This window comes from Streptomyces sp. NPDC044003 (assembly GCF_056435185.1).
The window spans coordinates 483,135-502,438 of sequence record NZ_JBWKFA010000004.1 but is presented as its reverse complement, the minus strand read 5'-3'; the positions used below and the strand labels follow the sequence as shown (position 1 = coordinate 502,438).

At 72.4% G+C, this 19,304-nt stretch carries 18 protein-coding genes and 1 tRNA gene; 16 read left to right on the top strand and 3 right to left on the bottom strand.

All coding sequences use genetic code 11. The features are described from left to right. Positions 1–31: 31 nt before the first annotated feature. The 14 genes from AC07AW_RS19400 to AC07AW_RS19335 all read left to right on the top strand — a co-directional run bounded on the left by AC07AW_RS19400 (position 32) and on the right by AC07AW_RS19335 (position 16,136). Positions 32–1,249 carry a Gfo/Idh/MocA family protein gene (locus AC07AW_RS19400; RefSeq protein ID WP_478816697.1) on the top strand — a complete coding sequence of 406 codons (1,218 nt, stop codon included), beginning with the start codon at positions 32–34 and terminating at the stop codon, positions 1,247–1,249. Between the two features lie 13 nt (positions 1,250–1,262). Then, the gene (locus AC07AW_RS19395; RefSeq protein WP_478816696.1) at positions 1,263–2,267 is read left to right on the top strand and encodes a sugar phosphate isomerase/epimerase family protein; all 1,005 of its coding nucleotides are present in this window, start codon (positions 1,263–1,265) and stop codon (positions 2,265–2,267) included. Between the two features lie 198 nt (positions 2,268–2,465). Beyond that, complete coding sequence (locus AC07AW_RS19390; protein ID WP_478816695.1) at positions 2,466–6,155, top strand: ThuA domain-containing protein; 3,690 nt, start codon at positions 2,466–2,468, stop codon at positions 6,153–6,155. A gap of 277 nt (positions 6,156–6,432) precedes the next feature. After that, the gene (locus AC07AW_RS19385; RefSeq protein WP_478816694.1) at positions 6,433–7,563 is read left to right on the top strand and encodes an inositol-3-phosphate synthase; all 1,131 of its coding nucleotides are present in this window, start codon (positions 6,433–6,435) and stop codon (positions 7,561–7,563) included. Continuing rightward, on the top strand, positions 7,560–8,531 hold the full coding sequence (locus AC07AW_RS19380) for an SCO3242 family prenyltransferase (protein ID WP_478816693.1): 972 nt from the start codon (positions 7,560–7,562) through the stop codon (positions 8,529–8,531). Before AC07AW_RS19385 ends, AC07AW_RS19380 begins: the two co-directional genes overlap by 4 nt. Beyond that, entirely contained in the window at positions 8,528–9,463 is a 936-nt protein-coding gene (locus AC07AW_RS19375; RefSeq protein ID WP_478816692.1) for a sugar phosphate isomerase/epimerase family protein, read from the top strand. The genes AC07AW_RS19380 and AC07AW_RS19375 overlap by 4 nt, the downstream gene beginning before the upstream one ends. Further along, positions 9,457–10,011: an EboA domain-containing protein gene (locus AC07AW_RS19370; protein ID WP_478816691.1), complete on the top strand. Its 555-nt coding sequence runs from the start codon at positions 9,457–9,459 to the stop codon at positions 10,009–10,011. The genes AC07AW_RS19375 and AC07AW_RS19370 overlap by 7 nt, the downstream gene beginning before the upstream one ends. Next, positions 10,011–10,859, top strand: coding sequence for a TatD family hydrolase (locus AC07AW_RS19365; RefSeq protein ID WP_478816690.1), 849 nt, complete (start codon positions 10,011–10,013; stop codon positions 10,857–10,859). Before AC07AW_RS19370 ends, AC07AW_RS19365 begins: the two co-directional genes overlap by 1 nt. Positions 10,860–10,869: 10 nt before the next feature. Continuing rightward, positions 10,870–12,075, top strand: coding sequence for a metabolite traffic protein EboE (gene eboE / locus AC07AW_RS19360; RefSeq protein ID WP_478816689.1), 1,206 nt, complete (start codon positions 10,870–10,872; stop codon positions 12,073–12,075). Beyond that, complete coding sequence (locus AC07AW_RS19355) at positions 12,072–13,457, top strand: alkaline phosphatase family protein (RefSeq protein ID WP_478816688.1); 1,386 nt, start codon at positions 12,072–12,074, stop codon at positions 13,455–13,457. Before eboE ends, AC07AW_RS19355 begins: the two co-directional genes overlap by 4 nt. A 58-nt stretch (positions 13,458–13,515) precedes the next feature. Beyond that, on the top strand, positions 13,516–14,580 hold the full coding sequence (locus AC07AW_RS19350; protein WP_478816687.1) for a sugar phosphate isomerase/epimerase family protein: 1,065 nt from the start codon (positions 13,516–13,518) through the stop codon (positions 14,578–14,580). A gap of 200 nt (positions 14,581–14,780) precedes the next feature. Further along, positions 14,781–14,868, top strand: a tRNA-Leu gene (locus AC07AW_RS19345). 102 nt (positions 14,869–14,970) lie between these two features. Then, positions 14,971–15,333, top strand: a complete 363-nt coding sequence (locus AC07AW_RS19340; protein WP_478816686.1) for a zinc ribbon domain-containing protein YjdM — start codon at positions 14,971–14,973, stop codon at positions 15,331–15,333. Between the two features lie 101 nt (positions 15,334–15,434). Continuing rightward, positions 15,435–16,136, top strand: a complete 702-nt coding sequence (locus AC07AW_RS19335) for a hypothetical protein (protein WP_478816685.1) — start codon at positions 15,435–15,437, stop codon at positions 16,134–16,136. Between the two features lie 47 nt (positions 16,137–16,183). Here the strand turns inward: AC07AW_RS19335 and AC07AW_RS19330 are convergent, their stop codons facing one another. From AC07AW_RS19330 to AC07AW_RS19320, 3 genes are read right to left on the bottom strand one after another with little or no spacing between them, the layout of a single operon-like run. Then, positions 16,184–16,894, bottom strand: a complete 711-nt coding sequence (locus AC07AW_RS19330; RefSeq protein ID WP_478816684.1) for a class I SAM-dependent methyltransferase — start codon at positions 16,892–16,894, stop codon at positions 16,184–16,186. Between the two features lie 52 nt (positions 16,895–16,946). Continuing rightward, a complete protein-coding gene (locus AC07AW_RS19325) occupies positions 16,947–17,423 on the bottom strand; it encodes a hypothetical protein (protein ID WP_478816683.1) in 477 nt (158 codons plus the stop codon). Then, a complete protein-coding gene (locus AC07AW_RS19320) occupies positions 17,417–17,848 on the bottom strand; it encodes an ATP-binding protein (RefSeq protein WP_478816682.1) in 432 nt (143 codons plus the stop codon). Before AC07AW_RS19320 ends, AC07AW_RS19325 begins: the two co-directional genes overlap by 7 nt. 270 nt (positions 17,849–18,118) lie before the next feature. On the opposite strand from AC07AW_RS19320, the gene AC07AW_RS19315 reads away from it, so the two are divergent. Beyond that, complete coding sequence (locus AC07AW_RS19315; RefSeq protein WP_478816681.1) at positions 18,119–18,994, top strand: helix-turn-helix domain-containing protein; 876 nt, start codon at positions 18,119–18,121, stop codon at positions 18,992–18,994. Next, a complete protein-coding gene (locus tag AC07AW_RS19310; RefSeq protein ID WP_015037566.1) occupies positions 18,995–19,231 on the top strand; it encodes a DUF397 domain-containing protein in 237 nt (78 codons plus the stop codon). Positions 19,232–19,304: the final 73 nt, after the last annotated feature.

Genomic DNA, 19,304 nt, shown 5'->3' with positions numbered 1-19,304 from the left:
CACTCGCCGCACCACGAAACGGAGGAACCGTATGGAACAGACGGAGAGCGGGGCCGCACCGCCGACGCTCGGCGTCGGCATGGTCGGCTACGCATTCATGGGCGCCGCCCACTCACAGGGCTGGCGCACCGCGGGCCGCGCCTTCGACCTGCCGCTGCGGCCCGTCCTCGCCGCCGTCGCGGGACGGGACGCCGACGCCGTCCGGGCCGCCGCCCGCCGGCACGGCTGGGCCGCCGCCGAGACCGACTGGCGGGCCCTGATCGCCCGCGAGGACGTCCAGCTCGTCGACGTCTGCACCCCCGGCGACAGCCATGCGGAGATCGCCGTCGCCGCCCTGGAGGCCGGCAAGCACGTGCTGTGCGAGAAGCCGCTCGCCAACTCGGTCGCCGAGGCCGAGACGATGGCGGCGGCCGCCGAGGCCGCCGCCGCCCGCGGCCAGATCGCCATGGTCGGCTTCAACTACCGCCGGGTGCCCGCCCTCGCGTACGCCCGGAGCCTCGTCGCGGACGGCCGGCTCGGCGCCCTGCGGCACGTCCGGGTCACGTACCTCCAGGACTGGCTCGTCGACCCCGACTTCCCGCTGACCTGGCGCCTGGAGCGCGAGCACGCCGGCTCGGGCGCGCTCGGCGACCTGGGCGCGCACGCCGTCGACCTCGCCCAGTACCTTGCCGGGGAGCCGCTCGTCGGCGTGTCGGCGCTCACCGAGACCTTCGTACGGAAGCGGCCGAGGCTCGCCGGAGCCGGCGCGGGCGGTCTCGGCGGGGGAGCGGGATCGGAGGTGTACGGACAGGTCACGGTCGACGACGCCGCCCTGTTCACCGGGCGGCTGGCCTCCGGGGCACTCGCCTCCTTCGAGGCCACCCGGATGGCCTCCGGACGCAAGAACGCGCTGCGCCTGGAGATCAACGGCGAGAAGGGCTCCCTCGCCTTCGACCTGGAGCGGCTCAACGAACTGTCCTTCCACGACCACACCGAGCCCGCCGTCTCGGCCGGCTTCCGCCGCATCCTCGTGACCGAACCGGGCCACCCGTACCTGGAGGGCTGGTGGCCGCCCGGCCACGGACTCGGCTACGAGCACACCTTCGCCCACCAGGCCCGCGACCTGGTCCACGCCATCGCCGGCGGCACCGCCCCGGCGCCCTCCTTCGCCGACGGTCTCCAGGTGCAGCGCGTCCTGGCGGCGGTGGAGGACAGCGCCCGGAACAACGCCGTCTACACCCCCGTACCCACCGCCCTCGTATCCGGCTAGGAGGCGCCCGCCCGTGCCACGACCCTTCACGCTCTTCACCGGCCAATGGGCCGACCTGCCCCTGGAGGAGGTCTGCCGGCTCGCCCGCGACTTCGGCTACGACGGCCTCGAACTCGCCTGCTGGGGCGACCACTTCGAGGTCGACAAGGCCCTAGCCGACCCCGCGTACGTCAAGGGCAGACGCGAACTCCTCGACACGTACGGCCTGAAGTGCTGGGCGGTCTCCAACCACCTGGTGGGACAGGCCGTCTGCGACCGTCCGATCGACGAGCGCCACCAGGCGATCGTGCCCGCCCGGATCTGGGGCGACGGCGACGCCGAGGGGGTGCGGCGGCGGGCCGCGCGCGAGCTCGCGGACACCGCGCGGGCCGCGGCGGCGCTCGGCGTCGACACCGTCGTCGGCTTCACCGGCTCGTCGATCTGGCACCTGGTGGCGATGTTCCCGCCGGTCCCCGAGCGCATGATCGAGCGCGGCTTCGAGGACTTCGCCGAACGGTGGAACCCGATCCTCGACGTCTTCGACGCCGAGGGCGTGCGCTTCGCCCACGAGGTGCACCCCAGCGAGATCGCGTACGACTACTGGACCACCCAGCGGGCCCTGGACGCCGTCGGCCGACGGCCCGCCTTCGGGCTCAACTTCGACCCGAGCCACTTCGTCTGGCAGGACCTCGACCCCGTCGGCTTCCTGTGGGACTTCCGCGACCGGATCTACCACGTGGACTGCAAGGAGGCCCGCAAACGGCTCGACGGCCGCAACGGGCGGCTCGGCTCCCATCTGCCCTGGGGCGACCCCCGGCGCGGCTGGGACTTCGTCTCCGCCGGGCACGGCGACGTGCCCTGGGAGGACGTCTTCCGGATGCTGCGGTCCATCGGCTACGGCGGCCCGGTCTCCGTGGAGTGGGAGGACGCCGGCATGGACCGGCTGACCGGCGCTCCCGAGGCGCTCGCCTTCCTCAAGCGGTACGACTTCGACCCTCCGGCGGCCTCCTTCGACGCCGCCTTCGGGGGCGGTGACTGAGGTCCGCCCGCTTCCACCGCGGGAGGCTTTGTCCTCTCGCGGTGGAAAGTTCGATCGAAGCGTGCACAAGGGGTTCCCGGAGTGGACGAACCTCGCTACGGTCCCTGATGTGTACATGGCGTAACTGGCCCATTCGACCAGCGTGACGGCGCACGCCGGTCCCCGGACACCCGCACACCCCTACTCCGGAGGACATCCGTGCACAGACAACGACTCCGAGCCAGGAAGACCCTCGCCCTCCTCACCGTCGGACTCCTCGCCCTCGCCGCCCCCCAAGGCCTCGCGGCAGAGACGGACCCCGCCGCCCCCGCCGCCTCCGCCGAGGAGTTCCAGCAGGTCACCCTCGCCAAGGGCGGCGAGGAAGTCGGCGAACCCATGTCCCTCGCCGTACTCCCCGACCGCAGCGTCCTGCACACCGACCGCGGCGGCGAACTCCGCCGCACCGACGCCGCCGGCAACACCACCGTCATCGGCACCCTCCCCGTCTACTCCCACGACGAGGAAGGCCTCCAGGGCATCGGCCTCGACCCGGACTTCGCCCGGAACAGAGCCGTCTACCTCTACTACGCCCCGCCCCTGGACACCCCCGCCGGCGACGCCCCCAACGACGGCACACCGGCCCAGTTCGCCCCGTACGACGGCGTCAACCGCCTCTCCCGCTTCACGCTGAACGCCGACTTCACCCTCGACAACAGCAGCGAGAAGAAGGTCCTCGACATCCCCGCCACCCGCGGCATCTGCTGCCACGTCGGCGGCGACATCGACTTCGACGCCCAGGGCAACCTCTACCTGTCGACCGGCGACGACTCCAACCCCTTCGCCTCCGACGGCTTCACCCCCATGGACGACCGCCCCGGCCGCAACCCCGCCTTCGACGCCCGCCGCACCTCCGGCAACACCAACGACCTCCGCGGCAAGATCCTCCGCATCAAGGTCGCCGACGACGGCAGCTACACCGTCCCCGACGGCAACCTCTTCGCCCCCGGCACCGCCAAGACCCGGCCCGAGATCTACGCCATGGGCTTCCGCAACCCCTTCCGCTTCAGCGTCGACAAGGCCACCGGCGTCCTGTACGTCGGCGACTACGGCCCCGACGCCGGCGCCGCCGACCCCGAGCGCGGCCCCGCGGGACAGGTCGAGTTCGCCCGCGTCACCAAGCCCGGCAACTTCGGCTGGCCCTTCTGCACCGGCAAGAACGACCCCTACGTCGCCTACGACTTCGCCACCGGGACCTCCGGCGCCACCTTCGACTGCGGCGCCCTGAAGAACGAATCCCCGTACAACACCGGACTCGTCGACCTGCCCCCGGCCGAACCCGCCTGGATCCCCTACAACGGCGGCTCCGTCCCCGAGTTCGGCACCGGCTCCGAATCACCCATGGGCGGACCCGTCTACCACTACGACCCCGCCAACACCTCCCCGGTCAAGTTCCCGGAGTCGTACGACGGCGACTTCTTCGCCGGAGAGTTCGGCCGCCGCTGGATCAAGCGCATCGACCAGGACACCGACGGCACCGTCCGCTCCATCAACCCGGTCCCCTGGACCGGCACCCAGATCATGGACATGGCCTTCGGACCCGACGGCGCCCTCTACGTCCTCGACTACGGCACCGCCTGGTTCGGCGGCGACCACAACTCCGGCCTCTACCGCATCGAGAACGCCACCGGCGGCCACTCACCCGTCGCCGAAGCGAGCGCCGACAAGACCTCCGGCACCGCACCCCTCAAGGTCGCCCTCTCCTCCGCCGGCACCACCGACGCCGACGGCGACCCCCTCACCTACAGCTGGGACTTCGGCGACGGCACCACCGCCACCACCGCCAACCCCACCCACACCTACCGCACCAACGGCACGTACACCGCGACCGTGACCGCCCAGGACACCACCGGCCGCACCGGATCCGCCTCCGTCCACCTCACCGTCGGCAACACCGCACCCAAGGTCACCCTCCAACTCCCCGCCGACGGAGCCCTCTTCACCTTCGGCGACGACATCCCCTTCAAGGTCACCGTCAACGACCCCGAAGACTCCGCCACCGGCCCGATCGACTGCACCAAGGTCAAGGTCACCTACGTCCTCGGCCACGACAGCCACGGCCACCCCGTCACCACCGCCAACGGCTGCACCGGCACCATCAAGACCTCCGCGGACGGCGGCCACGACGACGACGCCAACATCTTCGCCGTCTTCAACGCCGAGTACACCGACAACGGAGGCGGCGGACAGGCCCCCCTCACCGGCAGCGACCAGGCCAAACTCCAGCCCCGCCACCGCCAGGCCGAACACTTCGACACCCAGAGCGGCATCCGCACCTACGACAAGACCCAGGCCCACGGCGGCCGCACCGTCGGCGACATCGACAACGGCGACTGGATCGCCTTCACCCCCTACCAGCTCGCCGGCGCCACCCGGCTCACCGCCCGCGTCTCCTCCGGCGGCGCCGGCGGCCTCCTCGAAGTCCGCACCGGCTCACCCACCGGCACCCTCCTCGGCTCCGCCCCCGTCCCCGTCACCGGCAGCTGGGAGACCTTCCAGGACATCGACATCCCCCTGCGCGCCGCACCCCACAGGACCACCCAGCTCTACCTCGTCTTCAAGGGCGGCGCCGGAGCCCTCTACGACCTCGACGACTTCACCCTCTCCAGCACCCCCGTCGACCGCACCACCCGACGCGTCCTCGTCTTCTCCAAGACCGCCGGCTTCCGCCACGACTCCATCCCCAGCGGCATCACCGCCCTCAAGGAACTCGGCGCCGGCAGCGACATCGTCGTCGACACCACCGAAGAACCACGCCAGTTCACCACCGACAACCTCGCCCGCTACGACGCCGTCGTCTTCCTCTCCACCACCGGCGACGTCCTGAACGCCGACCAGCAGACCGCCTTCGAGCAGTACGTCTCCGCCGGCGGCGGCTACATGGGCATCCACGCCGCCGCCGACACCGAATACGACTGGGGCTTCTACGGCGGACTCGTCGGCGCCTACTTCCAGTCCCACCCCCAGATCCAGCCCGCCACCGTCCGCGTCGAGGACCACACCCACCCCGCCACCGCCCACCTCGACGGCCCCTGGCAGCGCACCGACGAGTGGTACAACTACCGCACCAACCCCCGCGAGCAGGCCCGCGTCCTCGCCACCCTCGACGAGACCACCTACCAGGGCGGCACCATGAAGGGCGACCACCCCATCGCCTGGTGCCAGACCTACGGCGGCGGCCGCTCCTTCTACACCGGCGGCGGGCACACCAAGGAGTCCTACACCGAACCCGCCTTCCGGCAGCACCTCCTCGGCGGACTCCAGTACGCCAGCGGGCAGACCCAGGCCGACTGCCGCCCGCAGACCGGCTACCGCAGCCTCTTCAACGGCGAGACCCGCGAAGGCTGGAAGCAGGCCGGGCCCGGCGCCTTCGACGTCACCGACGGCGAACTCCGCTCCACCGGCGGCATGGGCCTCCTCTGGTACCAGGCCAAGGAGTTCCGCTCCTACTCCCTCACCCTCGACTGGAAGCTCACCGGCGACTCCAACTCCGGCGTCTTCCTCGGCTTCCCCGCCTCCGACGACCCCTGGTCCGCCGTGAACAACGGCTACGAGATCCAGATCGACGCCACCGACACCCCGGACCGCACCACCGGAGCCGTCTACGGCTTCAAGTCCGCCGACCTCAAGGCCCGCGACCAGGCCCTCCGCCCGCCCGGCCAATGGAACACGTACGAACTCCGCGTCACGGGCGAACGCCTCCAGGTCTTCCTCAACGGCACCAAGATCAACGACTTCACCAACACCGACCCGGCCCGCAGCCTCACCAACGGCCACATCGGCATCCAGAACCACGGAGCCGAGGACCAGGCCGCCTTCCGCGACATCCGGATCAAGGAACTCCCCTCCTGACGGGACCTCCCGCCCGACGGCCGCCCGCCGTCCGACGGAACCGACGTCCGATGGACCCGCCGTCCGATGGACCCGCCGTCCGATGGACCCGCCGTCCGACGGACCCGACGTCCGACGTCCGCCGGTGACGCGCCGTCCGACGTCCGCCGGTGACGCGCTGTCCGACAGTGACCCGCCGTCCGACGGGAGCCCGCCACAGCCGGCGGTGGGCGGGGAGGCGCCGTACCCCCCGCCCACCGTCACCACCCCACTTCTCCTCCAGAGGGAGGCCGACGCCATGACCACCGCACCCCGCACCGGAATCTGGCTCATCGGGGCGAGAGGCTCCGTCGCCACCACCACCGTGGCCGGCTGCGCCGCCCTCGTCGCCGGACTCCACCCGCCCACCGGCATGGTCACCGAGACACCGGATCTCGCCGACGCCGGCCTCCCCCCGCTCGCCTCCCTCGTCTTCGGCGGCCACGACACCACCGACTGCCCCCTCCCCAAACGCGCCGAACAACTCACCACCGCCGGCGTCCTCCCGCACGGCCTCGCCCACGCCGTCGCCCGCGAACTCGAAGCCGCCGACCGTGAGATCCGCCCCGGCGGACCCCTCCCGGGCGACACCCGCACCGACGAACAGCTCATCACCGCCTTCACCACCGACCTGACGGACTTCCGCCAAAAGATTGGCCTGGACCGCGTCGTGGTCGTCAATGTGGCCTCCACGGAGCCGGCGTCGGGGGGCGCCGGGCTCCCACCCAGCACCCTCTACGCCGCAGCGGCACTCCGCGCCGACTGCCCGTACGTCAACTTCACCCCGTCCACCGGACTACGGCACCCCGCCCTCGCCGCACCCCTCGCCGCCGGCGGACCGCCCCACGCCGGCCGCGACGGCAAGACCGGACAGACCCTCCTGCGGGCCGTCCTCGCCCCGATGTTCCGCCAGCGGGCCCTCACCGTACGCGCCTGGTCCGGCAGCAACCTCCTCGGCGGCGGCGACGGAGCCGCCCTCGCCGATCCGGCGGCCGCCGCCGCCAAGAACGCCGGCAAGGAACGCGTCCTCACCGACACCCTCGGCACCACCGTCGAAGGCCAGGTCCACATCGACGACGTCCCCGCCCTGGGGGAGTGGAAGACCGCCTGGGACCACATCGCCTTCGACGGCTTCCTCGGCACCCGCATGATCCTCCAGACCCTCTGGCAGGGCTGCGACTCGGCCCTCGCCGCCCCCCTCGTCCTGGACCTCGCCCGCCTCACCGCCCGCGCCCACGAAACCGGCCGCACCGGCCCCCTCCACGACCTCGCCTTCTACTTCAAAGACCCCGAAGGCACCCCACCGGCCTCCCTGGCCGACCAGTACCACCGCCTTCTCGCCTTCGGCCGCACGCTCGCCGGCCCCACCACCGGGGAGGCCACCCGATGACCGGCCGGACCGCGCGGGGAAGGCGCAGGGTCAGCAGCCGAACCGCGACAGGAGGCCTCCCGACGACCGGCCGCGCCGCCGGAACGGCACGCGCCTGGGCGGAACTGCTCCGCGTCTCCGCCCTGTTCTCCGTACCCGGCGACGCCCTCGCCGGAGCCGCCACCACCGGCGCCCGCCCCGGCCGCGGCACCCTCCGCGCGATCGGCGCCTCCCTCTTCCTGTACGAGGCGGGCATGGCGCTGAACGACTGGGCCGACCGCCACGAGGACGCCCTCGAACGCCCCCACCGGCCCCTGCCCTCGGGCCGCATCCCGCCCGGCGCCGCCCTCGCCGCCTCCGCGGCCCTGACACTCGCCGGCCTCGGCCTGGCCTCCCGGGCAGGCCGCCCCGCCCTCGCGACGGCCACCGCCCTCGCCACCACCGTCTGGGCCTACGACCTCGGCCTCAAACACACCCCGGCGGGCCCCGCCACCATGGCCACCGCCCGCGCCCTCGACCTCCTCCTCGGCGCGCTCGCCTCGACAACGCCCACACCCGCACCCGGACTCGCATCCGCACCCCGCCTCAACGCCGCCCGGGCCCTCCCCTCCGCCGCCCTCCTCGCCGCCCACACCTACGCCGTCACCGCCGTCTCCCGACACGAGACCCGGGGCGGCTCCACCCGCACCCCCCTCGCGGCCCTCGCCGTGACCCTCGCGGTCGCCGGAGCGACGTCCGGCACCGACAAGAGCCCGTTCGGACCTTTGACGGCCCTCGCCTACGCCCGTACCCCCGCCACCCTCCTCCTGCACGCCGCGCTCAACCCGTCCGCGGCGCTGACCGAGCGGGCCGTCGCGGGCGGGATCCGGGCGACGATCCCGCTCCAGGCCGCCCTCGCCGCCCGAGGCGGAGCACCGGCAACCGCGCTCGCCCTGCTCGGCCTCGTCCCGGCCGCCCGAGCCCTCGCCCGAAAGGTGAGCCCGACATGAGCCGGCCCCACCCGACAGGCCGCCCCGGGGGAGCCCCCGCCCCCCGCCCCGCCCCCGTCCCCACCCCCCACCCCACCCCCCGCTTCGGCTATGGCACCAACGGGCTCGCCGACCTGCGTCTCGACGAGGCCCTCGGGCTGCTCGCCGACCTCGGCTACGACGGTGTCGGGCTGACCCTCGACCACATGCACCTCGACCCCCTCGCGCCCGACCTGGCCGTCCGCGCCGCCCGCGTCGCCCGGCGCCTGGGCGAGCTGGGGCTCGGCGTGACCGTCGAGACCGGGGCCCGGTACGTCCTGGACCCGCGCCGCAAGCACGGTCCGTCCCTGCTCGACCCGGACCCGGAGGACCGCGCCGCCCGCGTACGACTCCTGCTGCGGGCCGTGCGAGTGGCCGCCGACCTCGGCGCGCACGCCGTGCACTGCTTCAGCGGCACCCTCCCCTCCGGCACCCCGCCCGACGAGGCCTGGAAGCGGCTCGCCTCCTCACTCCCTCCCGTCCTGGAGGCCGCGGAAGCCGCCCGCGTGCCCCTCGCCGTCGAACCCGAACCCGGTCATCTCCTCTCCACCCTCGACGACTTCCACCGACTGCGCGAACTCCTCGGCGACCCCCCTCCCGCCGTCCTGGGCCTCACCCTCGACATCGGCCACTGCCAGTGCCTCGAACCCCTCCCTCCCGCCGACTGCCTCCGCGCCGCCGCCCCCTGGGTCCACCACGTTCAGATCGAGGACATGCGACGCGGTGTCCACGAGCACCTCCCGTTCGGCGACGGAGAGATCGACTTCCCGCCCGTCCTGGCGGCCCTCGCGGAGCTCAGCGCGGCCGGCTATCCGGGGCTGACGGTCGTCGAACTGCCCCGGCACTCCCACGCCGGCCCCGAACTCGCCCGCTCCTCCCTCTCGTTCCTGCGCCAGGAGACCCCGGCATGCTGACCGACACCACCCGAGCCTGGCTGGACACCGCCCTCGCCGAGGCCGCCGGCGGAACTCCCGCGTGGGAACCCCACTTCGTGGCCGCCGGACGACACTGCGGCCCCGCGCACGCGGACGAGGTCCGCACCCGCCTCCTCAGAGCGGCCGGTGCCGGGCCCGACACCCTCGCCCGCCTCTACCACCACGGCACCGCCGCCGAACGCCGCGCCGTCCTCCTCGCCCTCCCCTCCCTCGTCACCGGCCCGCAGGCCCTGCCCCTCGTCGAGGACGCCCTGCGCACCCACGACACCACCCTCGTCGCCGCCGCCCTCGGCCCCTACGCCGCCAATCACCTCACCCCCCACGCCTGGCGGCACGCCCTCCTCAAGTGCCTGTTCACCGGAGTGCCCGTCACCGCCGTCGCCGGCCTCGCCGAGCGCGCCGCAGGTGACACCGAACTCGCCCGGATGCTCGCCGACCACGCCGCCGAACGCACCGCCGCCGGCCGCCCCCTCCCCGCCGACCTGTCCCGCGTCCTCGCCCTCACCGGCCCCGCCGAGGAGTCCTGATGCGCATCTTCGACCCCCACATCCACATGACCTCGCGCACCACGGACGACTACCGGGCGATGCACGACGCCGGTGTCCGCGCCCTCGTCGAACCCTCCTTCTGGCTCGGCCAGCCCCGCACCTCACCCGCCTCCTTCCTCGACTACTTCGACTCCCTCCTCGGCTGGGAGCCCTTCCGCGCCGCCCAGCACGGCATCGCCCATCACTGCGCCCTCGCCCTCAACCCCAAGGAGGCCAACGACCCCCGCTGCACCCCCGTCCTCGACACACTGCCCCGGTACCTCGCCAAGGACGGCGTCGTCGCCGTCGGCGAGATCGGCTACGACTCCCTGACACCGGCCGAGGACACCGCCCTCGCCGCCCAGCTCCAGCTCGCCGCCGACCACGGCCTGCCCGCCCTCGTCCACACCCCGCACCGCGACAAGCTCACCGGCCTGCGCCGCACGATCGACGTCGTCCGCGAGTCCGCCCTCCCCCCGGACCGCGTCCTCCTCGACCACCTCAACGAGACGACCGTCAAGGAGGCCGCCGACAGCGGCGCCTGGCTCGGCTTCTCCGTCTACCCGGACACCAAGATGGACGAGGACCGGACGGTCGCGATCCTGAAGGAGTACGGCACGGGCCGCGTCCTCGTGAACTCCGCGGCCGACTGGGGCAGGAGCGACCCCCTCAAGACCCGCGCGGTCGCCGACGCCATGCTCGCCGCCGGCTTCACGGACGACGACGTCGACCAGGTCCTGTGGCGCAACCCCGTCGCCTTCTACCGCCTCAGCGGACGCCTCCACCTCGACCTCCCCGCCCCACCGGACCTGCACGAGGGCAACTCCGTCCTCCGCGGCGGGGAATGAGGCACCCCGGATGCGCTTCCGGCACCCCGACGGCTCCACCGTCCACCTCGCCTACTGCACCAACGTCCACCCGGCGGAAACCCTCGACGGCGTCCTCGCCCAGCTCCGCGACCACTGCGAGCCGGTCCGCCGCCGCCTCGGCCGCGACCGCCTCGGCATCGGCCTCTGGCTCGCCAGGGACGCCGCGCACTCCCTGACCGCCGACCCCGCCTCGCTCCGCGCACTGCGCGCCGAACTCGACCGCCGGGGCCTCGAAGTGGTCACCCTGAACGGCTTCCCCTACGAGGGCTTCGGCGCCGACGAGGTCAAGTACCGCGTCTACCAGCCCGACTGGACCCGCCCCGAACGCCTCGCCCACACCACCGACCTGGCCCACCTCCTCGCCGCGCTCCTCCCCGACGACGTCACCGAAGGCTCCGTCTCCACCCTGCCGCTCGCCTGGCGGACCGGCTGGACCACCCGGGCCGCCGCCACCGCCCACACCGCTCTGACCACCCTCGCCACCCGCCTCGACGCCCTGGAGGAGCTCACCGGGAAGAGCATCCGGATCGGCCTCGAACCGGAACCCGGCTGCACCGTCGAGACCGTCGCCGACGCCGTCGCCGCTCTCACCGCCGCCCCCGGCCTCCGCGGCCCCCGGATCGGCGTCTGCCTCGACACCTGCCACCTCGCGACCTCGTTCGAGGACCCGTGCACCGCCCTGGAATCGCTCACCGCCGCCGGCATCACCGTCCCCAAGGCCCAGCTCTCCGCCGCCCTGCACGCCGAGCACCCGCACCTCCCCGAGGTCAGGGCCGCGCTCGCCGCCTTCACGGAGCCCCGCTTCCTCCACCAGACCCGCACCAGGACCGCCGCCGGACTGCGCGGCACCGACGACCTCCCCGAGGCCCTCGGCACCCCGCACCCCGGTCCCGAGGCCGCCGGCCCCGGACTTCCCGACGCGACACCGTGGCGCGCCCACTTCCACGTACCCCTGCACGCTCCCCCCGCCCCTCCGCTCGCCTCCACGCTGCCCGTCCTCCGGGACACGCTCGCCCTCCTCGTCGGCGGCCCGCGCCCCCGCACCCGCCACCTGGAGGTCGAGACCTACACCTGGCAGGTCCTCCCTCCCGACCGGCGCCCCCGCACCCGGGCCCGGCTCGCCGACGGCATCGCCGCCGAACTGACCCTGGCCCGCGACCTGCTGACCGACCTCGGCCTCAAGGAACTGCCATGACCGACAAGCGGCCCACCCCCCTCCTGGTCCTCGACGTCGTCGGCCTCACCCCACGACTCCTCCCGCACATGCCCCACCTCGCCGCCCTCGCCCGCAGCGGCTCCCAGGCCCCGCTCTCCACCGTCCTGCCCGCCGTCACCTGCACCGCCCAGACCACCTTCCTCACCGGCACCCTCCCCGCCGAGCACGGCATCGTCGGCAACGGCTGGTACTTCCGCGAACTCGGCGACGTCCTGCTGTGGCGCCAGCACAACGGCCTCGTCTCCGGCGACCGCCTCTGGGACGCCGCCCGCCGCTCCCACCCCGGCTACACCGTCGCCAACATCTGCTGGTGGTACGCCATGGGCGCCGACACCGACATCACCGTCACCCCCCGACCCGTCTACTACGCCGACGGACGCAAGGAGCCCGACTGCTACACCCGGCCCCCCGCCCTCCACGACGAACTCACCGAGGAGTTCGGCACCTTCCCCCTCTTCCACTTCTGGGGCCCCGGCGCCGACCTCGTCTCCAGCCGGTGGATCGTCGACGCCACCCGGCACATCCTCCGCACCCGCCGCCCGGACCTCGCCCTCTGCTACGTCCCGCACCTCGACTACGACCTCCAGCGCTACGGCCCCGACGATCCGCGCTCCTTCCGCGCCGCCGCCGAACTCGACACCGTCCTCGCCCCGCTCCTCGCCGACGCCCGGGCCGAGGGACGCACGGTCGTCGCGCTCTCCGAGTACGGCATCACCCGCGCCGACCGGCCCGTCGACATCAACCGCGCCCTGCGCCGCGCCGGCCTCCTGGAGGTCCACACCCAGGACGGCATGGAGTACCTGGACCCCATGACCTCACGGGCCTTCGCCGTGGCCGACCACCAGATCGCGCACGTCTACGTCCGGCACCCCGGCGACCTGCCGGCTGTCCGGGAAGCGCTCGCGGACCTGCCCGGTCTCGACACGCTCCTCGACGACGACGGCAAGAAGGAACACGGCCTCGACCACCCGCGCTCGGGGGAGTTGGTCGCCCTCGCAGAGCCCGACGCCTGGTTCACGTACTACTACTGGCTCGACGACGACCACGCCCCCGACTTCGCCCGGCTCGTCGACATCCACCGCAAGCCCGGCTACGACCCCGCCGAACTGCTCATGGACCCGCTCGACCCGTACGTCCGGATCAGGGCGGCCAAGGAGATCGCCCGCAAGAAGCTCGGCATGCGCTACCGGCTCGCGGTCGTTCCTCTCGACCCGTCACCTCTTCGCGGCAGCCATGGCCGCCTCCCCACGAGCGAGGACGAAAGTCCGCTCATTCTGTGCTCCACCCCCCGCGCCGTAAGCGGCCGCGTCGCGGCCACCGATGTGAAGAACCTGCTGCTCAGGCTGGCCGGAGTCGCGTGAGGCCCCGACCGGATTCCAGTGAAGCAGACCCCGACGACAGCCAAGGAGTTATCCACAGATGAGTCGCATCCGCCGCACCGGCCGTACCGACACCGCCGCCGACCCCGAGCTCGGCCGACGGCTCAGCAGGAGGAACATGCTGGGCGTCGCCGCCGGCGCGACCGCCGCAGCCCTCCTCGGCGCCGCGGCGCCCGCCACGGCTGCCGCCGCCGACCCCGCGACCCAGGGGGAGGGGCTCGGCCGTCCCGTCCTGCCGCCCGGGCGCCTCGGCATCCAGCTCTACTCGGTGCGCGACAAGGTCGCCACCCTCGGTTTCGCCGCCGTCTTCGCCGAACTGCAGAAGTACGGCTACGACGAGGTCGAGTACGCCGGATACGGCCAGGGCGCCGCCGGCCCGCTGACCCTCGCCGAGCTGAGGACCCTCACCCGCGACCACGGGCTGCGGGCCATCGGCAGCCACGTCGGCTACTACTCCACCGACCCCGCCGCGTACACCTTCGCCCAGAACCTCGACCGGGTCCTCGACGACGCCGCCGCCCTCGGCCTCCCGCACATCGGCACCGCCTCCGGACCCTGGCGCTACGGCGCCACCGTGGACGGCTGGAAGCGCTGCGCCGAGGAGTTCAACCGCTTCGGCGAGGAGGCGCGCAAGCGGGGCATGAAGTTCTACCAGCACAACCACTCGGAGGAGTTCTCCTTCGCCACCGACCGCCCCGACGTCCGGCTCTACGACGTCCTCCTCGCCGAGACCGACCCCGAGCTCGTGCACCTGGAGATGGACATCTTCTGGGCGTACGTCGGCCAGTACCGCTACTCCGTACGCCCGGACGGCACCCCCGCGCCCTTCGACCCCCTCGACTACGTCCTCGCCCAGCCGCACCGCTATCCGCTCTTCCACGTGAAGGACGGGGACCGCGACGACTCGGTCGTCCCCTACGGCTACAGGATGACCGACGTGGGGGACGGGGACATCGACTACCGGCGCTTCATCTCGGCGGTCGACCGCACCCGCAACGGCAGGAACGCCCACCACTGGCAGACCGAGCGCGACAACCCCGTCGACTCCCTGACCTTCGCCCGCAGGTCCAGCGAGCACCTCCACTCCCTGCGAGAGAAGGGCTGAGCGGGGCCCGTTCGTCCCCGTCACCCTGCGCGTACGGGGACGAGCACCCCGCACGAGGGGTGGGGCGGTCCGGACCGGATCGAGGTCGATGAGGCCGTCCCACCCCACTGACCATGGAAAACGCTGGTGAAAGGCACCTCGAACCCCTGGTAGAGTTATCTCTGTCGCCGCGGGGGAAACCCCGGAGCGACAGACACCTTGTCCGGGTGGCGGAATGGCAGACGCGCTAGCTTGAGGTGCTAGTGCCCTTTATCGGGCGTGGGGGTTCAAGTCCCCCCTCGGACACCACGCGAAAGTGCCGGTCGATCTCGAATCGACCGGCATTTCGCGTTATCCACAGATGGGCATCGTCCGAGATCAGTGGGGGTGGACGGCGCCTATCCTGGGGGTGTGAACGAGAACATTCCCCCCTGCCCCCAGTGCTCCAGCGAGTACACCTACGAGATGAACAATCTGGTGGTGTGCCCGGAGTGCGGCCACGAGTGGGTCCCCGCCGCCGAAGGCACCACCGGCTCCGCCGACGCCACCGGGGAGCGTGTGATCAAGGACGCCGTCGGCAACGTGCTCAGCGACGGCGACACCGTGACCGTCGTCAAGGCGCTCAAGGTCAAGGGCAACCCGTCCGGCATCAAGGCCGGCACCAAGGTCCGCAACATCCGCCTCGTCGACGGCGTCGACGGCCACGACATCGACTGCCGCATCGAGGGCTTCGGAGCCATGCAGCTCAAGTCGAGCGTCGTCAAGAAGGCCTGACGCGACCCCGGCGCCCCCGCTGACACTCACCGCGCGGGGTGCCCGCCCCCGTCCTACGCTGAGGTGATCGCACGTCGCCCACCGAGCGGCGGAGGCATCTCATGGCCGACGGCACCGACGGCAGCACCCCCTCAGGACCACCTCCTTCCGGCCCGCCCTCCGGCCCCCTGAGCGGCCCGCCCCCGCGGAGACCCTCCAGGAGGTGGACGCTCCTCGCCGTACTGATCGGAGGGATCGGCCTCGTCGTGGGCGTCGTCGGCATCCTCATGGGTGCCGGGGCCTTCGACGGCGGCGGGCGGGCCACGGGGGAGACCCCGGGGCCGGCATCACCCACCACGCCCGCATCCCGGAGTGCCGAGACCGCCGCACCTCCCGTCCCGACGGCCCGACCCTCCGACGACGGTGCGCACGCCTTCGGTGAGACGCAGAAGTACGCGGACGGGGTCGAGGTGACGGTGTCGGCGCCGAGGACGTTCTCACCGTCGCAGGGTGCTTCCGGGCACCAGGCCGGGAACAAGTCCGTGGCGGTGGACGTGGCCGTGTGGAACGGCAGCGGCGAGCGGCTCGCCCTCGGGGGTGTCGTGGTGACGGGGCGGGACGCGGAGGGCAGGGAGCTCGGGCGCGTCTTCGACACGGGGCCGCCGCCCGTGCTCGGGCTGCACGGCACACTGCTCTCCGGACGGAAGGCCGTCGGCGTGTACGGCTTCGACCTGCCGCCCGGTGCGGCGACGGAGGTCGAGATAGAGGTCGCCATCGGCTTCGACGGCAGGCCCTCCGCCTTCTGGAGCGGCCGGATTCCGTGACGTGACGCCCTCCGCCGCTGGCGCCGCCCGATCCCCTGACCTGATCCCTATGCCTTCCGTGCCACCACCAGCCGGCAGTGCGGGCTGCCGTCCTCCCGGCGGCCCAGGAGTTCGAGCGGGGTGAGGGTGACCTCGAAGCCCGACTCCTGCAGGCGGGTGCGGACGTCCGCAAGCCGGAAGGTGCGGTAGTACATGACGAACGGGGGGCGCCAGACGGCGTTCCTCACGCGCATCGCCGCGTCGAAGCCCCACAGGGTCCAGTAGACGCGGGAGCCGACCGGGGGCGGGGCCGGGAGGGGGAACGCGAAGGTGCCGCCGGGGCGCAGGGCGGCGTGGACCTGGGTGAAGAGGGTGCGCTGGGCGGCCGGGAGGAAGTGGCCGAAGGCGCCGAAGCTGACGGCCAGGTCGAAGACCGGGGCGAACGGGAGCGCCAGGGCGTCGGCGCGGACCAGGTCGGCGGTCGGGTGGGCGTTCCGGGCCCGGGTCAGCATCCCCGTACTGAAGTCGACGCCCATGATGCGGCCCGCGCAGACCGAGCGGAGGACGCCGAGCCCGGCGCCGGTGCCGCAGCAGACGTCGAGGCCGGAGTCGAAGGGGCCGAGGGTCTCCAGGCTGTGGGCGACCGCGGTCAGGAGCCGGTCGGAGGTGCGGAAGGGGGTCGCGTCGAACTTGCTCGCGAGCAGGTCGTAGCCGTGCTCGACCGAGGAGAGGGCCTGGACGGTCAGCTCGCGGAGGCTGGGACCCTGCGGGGTGAACATGGCATCGAGCCTAGCCGGATCGCGGTGACCCGTTCGCCACGCACCGTACGTGTCAGAGCGCGCTGCGTACCGGCGGCGCCGACCAGGACGGGGCGATGCCCGTCAGTTGGCAGACGAGGAGGTAGAGGGGGATCGGCGGGGTGTAGGGGGAGGTGCCGTCGGGGTGGTGGATGAGGCGGGGGCCGCGGTCCGGGATCTCGGCGCCGGGGGCGTAGCAGGCGGGCAGGGGCCAGGTGAGGTCGTGGTCGGAGCCGGCGGGGACGAGCCACCACCACCAGTCGGAGTCGGCGTAGACGCAGCCCTTTGCGGGGAGCCGGGAGAGGATCTTGAAGCCGAAGCGGGCGGGGACGCCGACGGCGTCGCAGCCGAGGCCGGTGTGGAGCCCGACGGGGACGGTGAGGCGGGTGGCGCCGAGTTCTCCTGCCCGGGTCCGGGTGCGGAGGGATTCCGGTGAGCGGCGCTGGGGCGGTACGGCGGCGGTGTCGGGGGAGCGGAGGCTGCGCGGGATGATGCGGAGGGACCTCAGCACGGTTCCCCCATGCCGTGGGCGAGTTCCGCCCAGACGATCTGTGCGGTGCCGTGGCCGGTGCGGTCGGCGCCCCAGGCGGTGCAGAGCGCGTCGACGATGAGGAGGCCGCGGCCGCGTTCCTCCTCGCCACAGTCGCGTATCCGTGGTCCGGCGGGGCCGCCCTCGTCCCGTACGGCTATCCGCATGGTCTCCTCGCCTTCGCGGAGTTCGCAGACGATGCGGTCGCTCGCGGTGTGCACGACGGCGTTGGTGACGAGTTCGGAGACCACGAGGGCGACCGTGTCGCGTATCTCGGGGTCGCAGCCCCAGAGGATGAGCCGTTCCTCCGCGAGCCTGCGGGCGCGGGCGACGGAGGCGGTGAGGGCCGGGAGCTCGAAGGCGAAGCGGCGGACGGGGTCGGTGTGCGGCTGTGGGCGCTGGGCCATGACCCGAGGTGCTCGAGGGCTCATGAGACCTGAAGGCTGCGCGTTACCAGAAGCCACGACCGGTTCCTCACAACAGTGGGCAGGACTGCCGTACGGCGCTGTCGCCGTGGCGCGGTGGCGCACGGCGGCAGCGTGTACTGGTTCACCGGAACACTGTCCTCCTGCGTCGGACACTTGGCAAGTGGCACTCTGAAAATTGCAGAGTGCTGTGTTCTCTCTGGCCCGGCTTCGTGGCACACTCGTCGAAACAGTGCGTCGGGGAGGTCTGTAGTGAGCGAGCCGCGGTCCGCCCCCACGGTGGGACAGGTCGTCCTCGGAAAGCGTCTGCAGGACCTGCGCGAGCGGGCCGGTATGAAGCGGGAAGAGGCGGCGAAGATCCTGCGGGTGGCCCCGGCCACCGTCCGGCGGATGGAGACCGCAGAGGTCGCGCTGAAGATTCCGTACGTGCAGCTCCTGTTGAGGGAGTACGGAATCACGGACTCCGAGGCCGAGGGCTTCATCGCCCTCGCGGAGGAGGCCAACCTCCCCGGCTGGTGGCAGCGGTTCCACGACGTGCTGCCCGGCTGGTTCTCCATGTACGTCAGCCTGGAGGGGGCCGCGAGCCTCATCCGGGCCTATGAACCCCAGTTCGTCCCCGGTCTGCTCCAGACCGAGGAGTACGCCCGCGCCATTCTGCGCAGCGGGGCGGTCGGTGGCGGCAGCGATGCCGGCAAGGACGAGGACGCCGAGCGCCATGTAGCCCTGCGGATGGAGCGCCAGTCCCTGCTGACCAGGGACGACGCTCCGAAGCTCTGGGTGATCATGGACGAGACGGTGTTCCGCCGACCGGTCGGCGACGGGCCCGAGGTGATGCGCGACCAGCTCGACCGGCTGCTCGAAGCGTCAGAGCTGCCGAACGTCACCCTGCAGATCGCGGAGTTCGCGTCCGGCCACCATCCCGGCACCTACGGGCCGTTCGTCCTCTTCCGCTTCGCCATGCCCGAACTCCCGGACATGGTCTACAGCGAGTACCTGACCGGCGCCGTCTACCTCGACGCGCGTCCCGAGGTGGCATCCCACCTGGAGGTCATGGACCGCATGGCGGCGCAGGCCGCGACTGCACAACGCACGAAGGAGATTCTCCGGGATCTCCGCAAGGAGCTGTGAATGGATCGCATATACAACGGCATGCCCGCCGCTGAGCTCGGTGCCGAGGGTTGGCACAAGCCCTGGAGCGGCGGGAACGGGGGCAACTGCGTGGAGGCCATGAAGCTGGCCGACGGCAGAGTCGCCGTGCGACAGTCCGCAGACCCTGAAGGACCAGCGCTCATCTACACCCACGGGGAGATCGCCGCTTTCATCCAGGGCGCCAAATCCGGCCAGGCTGACTTTCTGCTCACCTGACCTCTTCCGTCCCACCCCTACCATCGCGTAACTCTTGTTGCTGTGCCACCCGTTCGACCGACCAGGAGAGCCG

Bases quoted from the DNA above. Each gene is read 5' to 3' on its own strand.
- AC07AW_RS19365 (WP_478816690.1), top strand. From the start codon at position 10,011: ATGCGCATCTTCGACCCCCACATCCACATGACCTCGCGCACCACGGAC.
- AC07AW_RS19370 (WP_478816691.1), top strand. From the start codon at position 9,457: ATGCTGACCGACACCACCCGAGCCTGGCTGGACACCGCCCTCGCCGAG.
- AC07AW_RS19330 (WP_478816684.1), bottom strand. From the start codon at position 16,894: ATGTTCACCCCGCAGGGTCCCAGCCTCCGCGAGCTGACCGTCCAGGCC.
- AC07AW_RS19380 (WP_478816693.1), top strand. From the start codon at position 7,560: ATGACCGGCCGGACCGCGCGGGGAAGGCGCAGGGTCAGCAGCCGAACC.
- AC07AW_RS19350 (WP_478816687.1), top strand. From the start codon at position 13,516: ATGAGTCGCATCCGCCGCACCGGCCGTACCGACACCGCCGCCGACCCC.
- AC07AW_RS19310 (WP_015037566.1), top strand. From the start codon at position 18,995: ATGGATCGCATATACAACGGCATGCCCGCCGCTGAGCTCGGTGCCGAG.
- AC07AW_RS19375 (WP_478816692.1), top strand. From the start codon at position 8,528: ATGAGCCGGCCCCACCCGACAGGCCGCCCCGGGGGAGCCCCCGCCCCC.
- AC07AW_RS19385 (WP_478816694.1), top strand. From the start codon at position 6,433: ATGACCACCGCACCCCGCACCGGAATCTGGCTCATCGGGGCGAGAGGC.
- eboE (WP_478816689.1), top strand. From the start codon at position 10,870: ATGCGCTTCCGGCACCCCGACGGCTCCACCGTCCACCTCGCCTACTGC.
- AC07AW_RS19400 (WP_478816697.1), top strand. From the start codon at position 32: ATGGAACAGACGGAGAGCGGGGCCGCACCGCCGACGCTCGGCGTCGGC.
- AC07AW_RS19335 (WP_478816685.1), top strand. From the start codon at position 15,435: ATGGCCGACGGCACCGACGGCAGCACCCCCTCAGGACCACCTCCTTCC.
- AC07AW_RS19355 (WP_478816688.1), top strand. From the start codon at position 12,072: ATGACCGACAAGCGGCCCACCCCCCTCCTGGTCCTCGACGTCGTCGGC.
- AC07AW_RS19320 (WP_478816682.1), bottom strand. From the start codon at position 17,848: ATGGCCCAGCGCCCACAGCCGCACACCGACCCCGTCCGCCGCTTCGCC.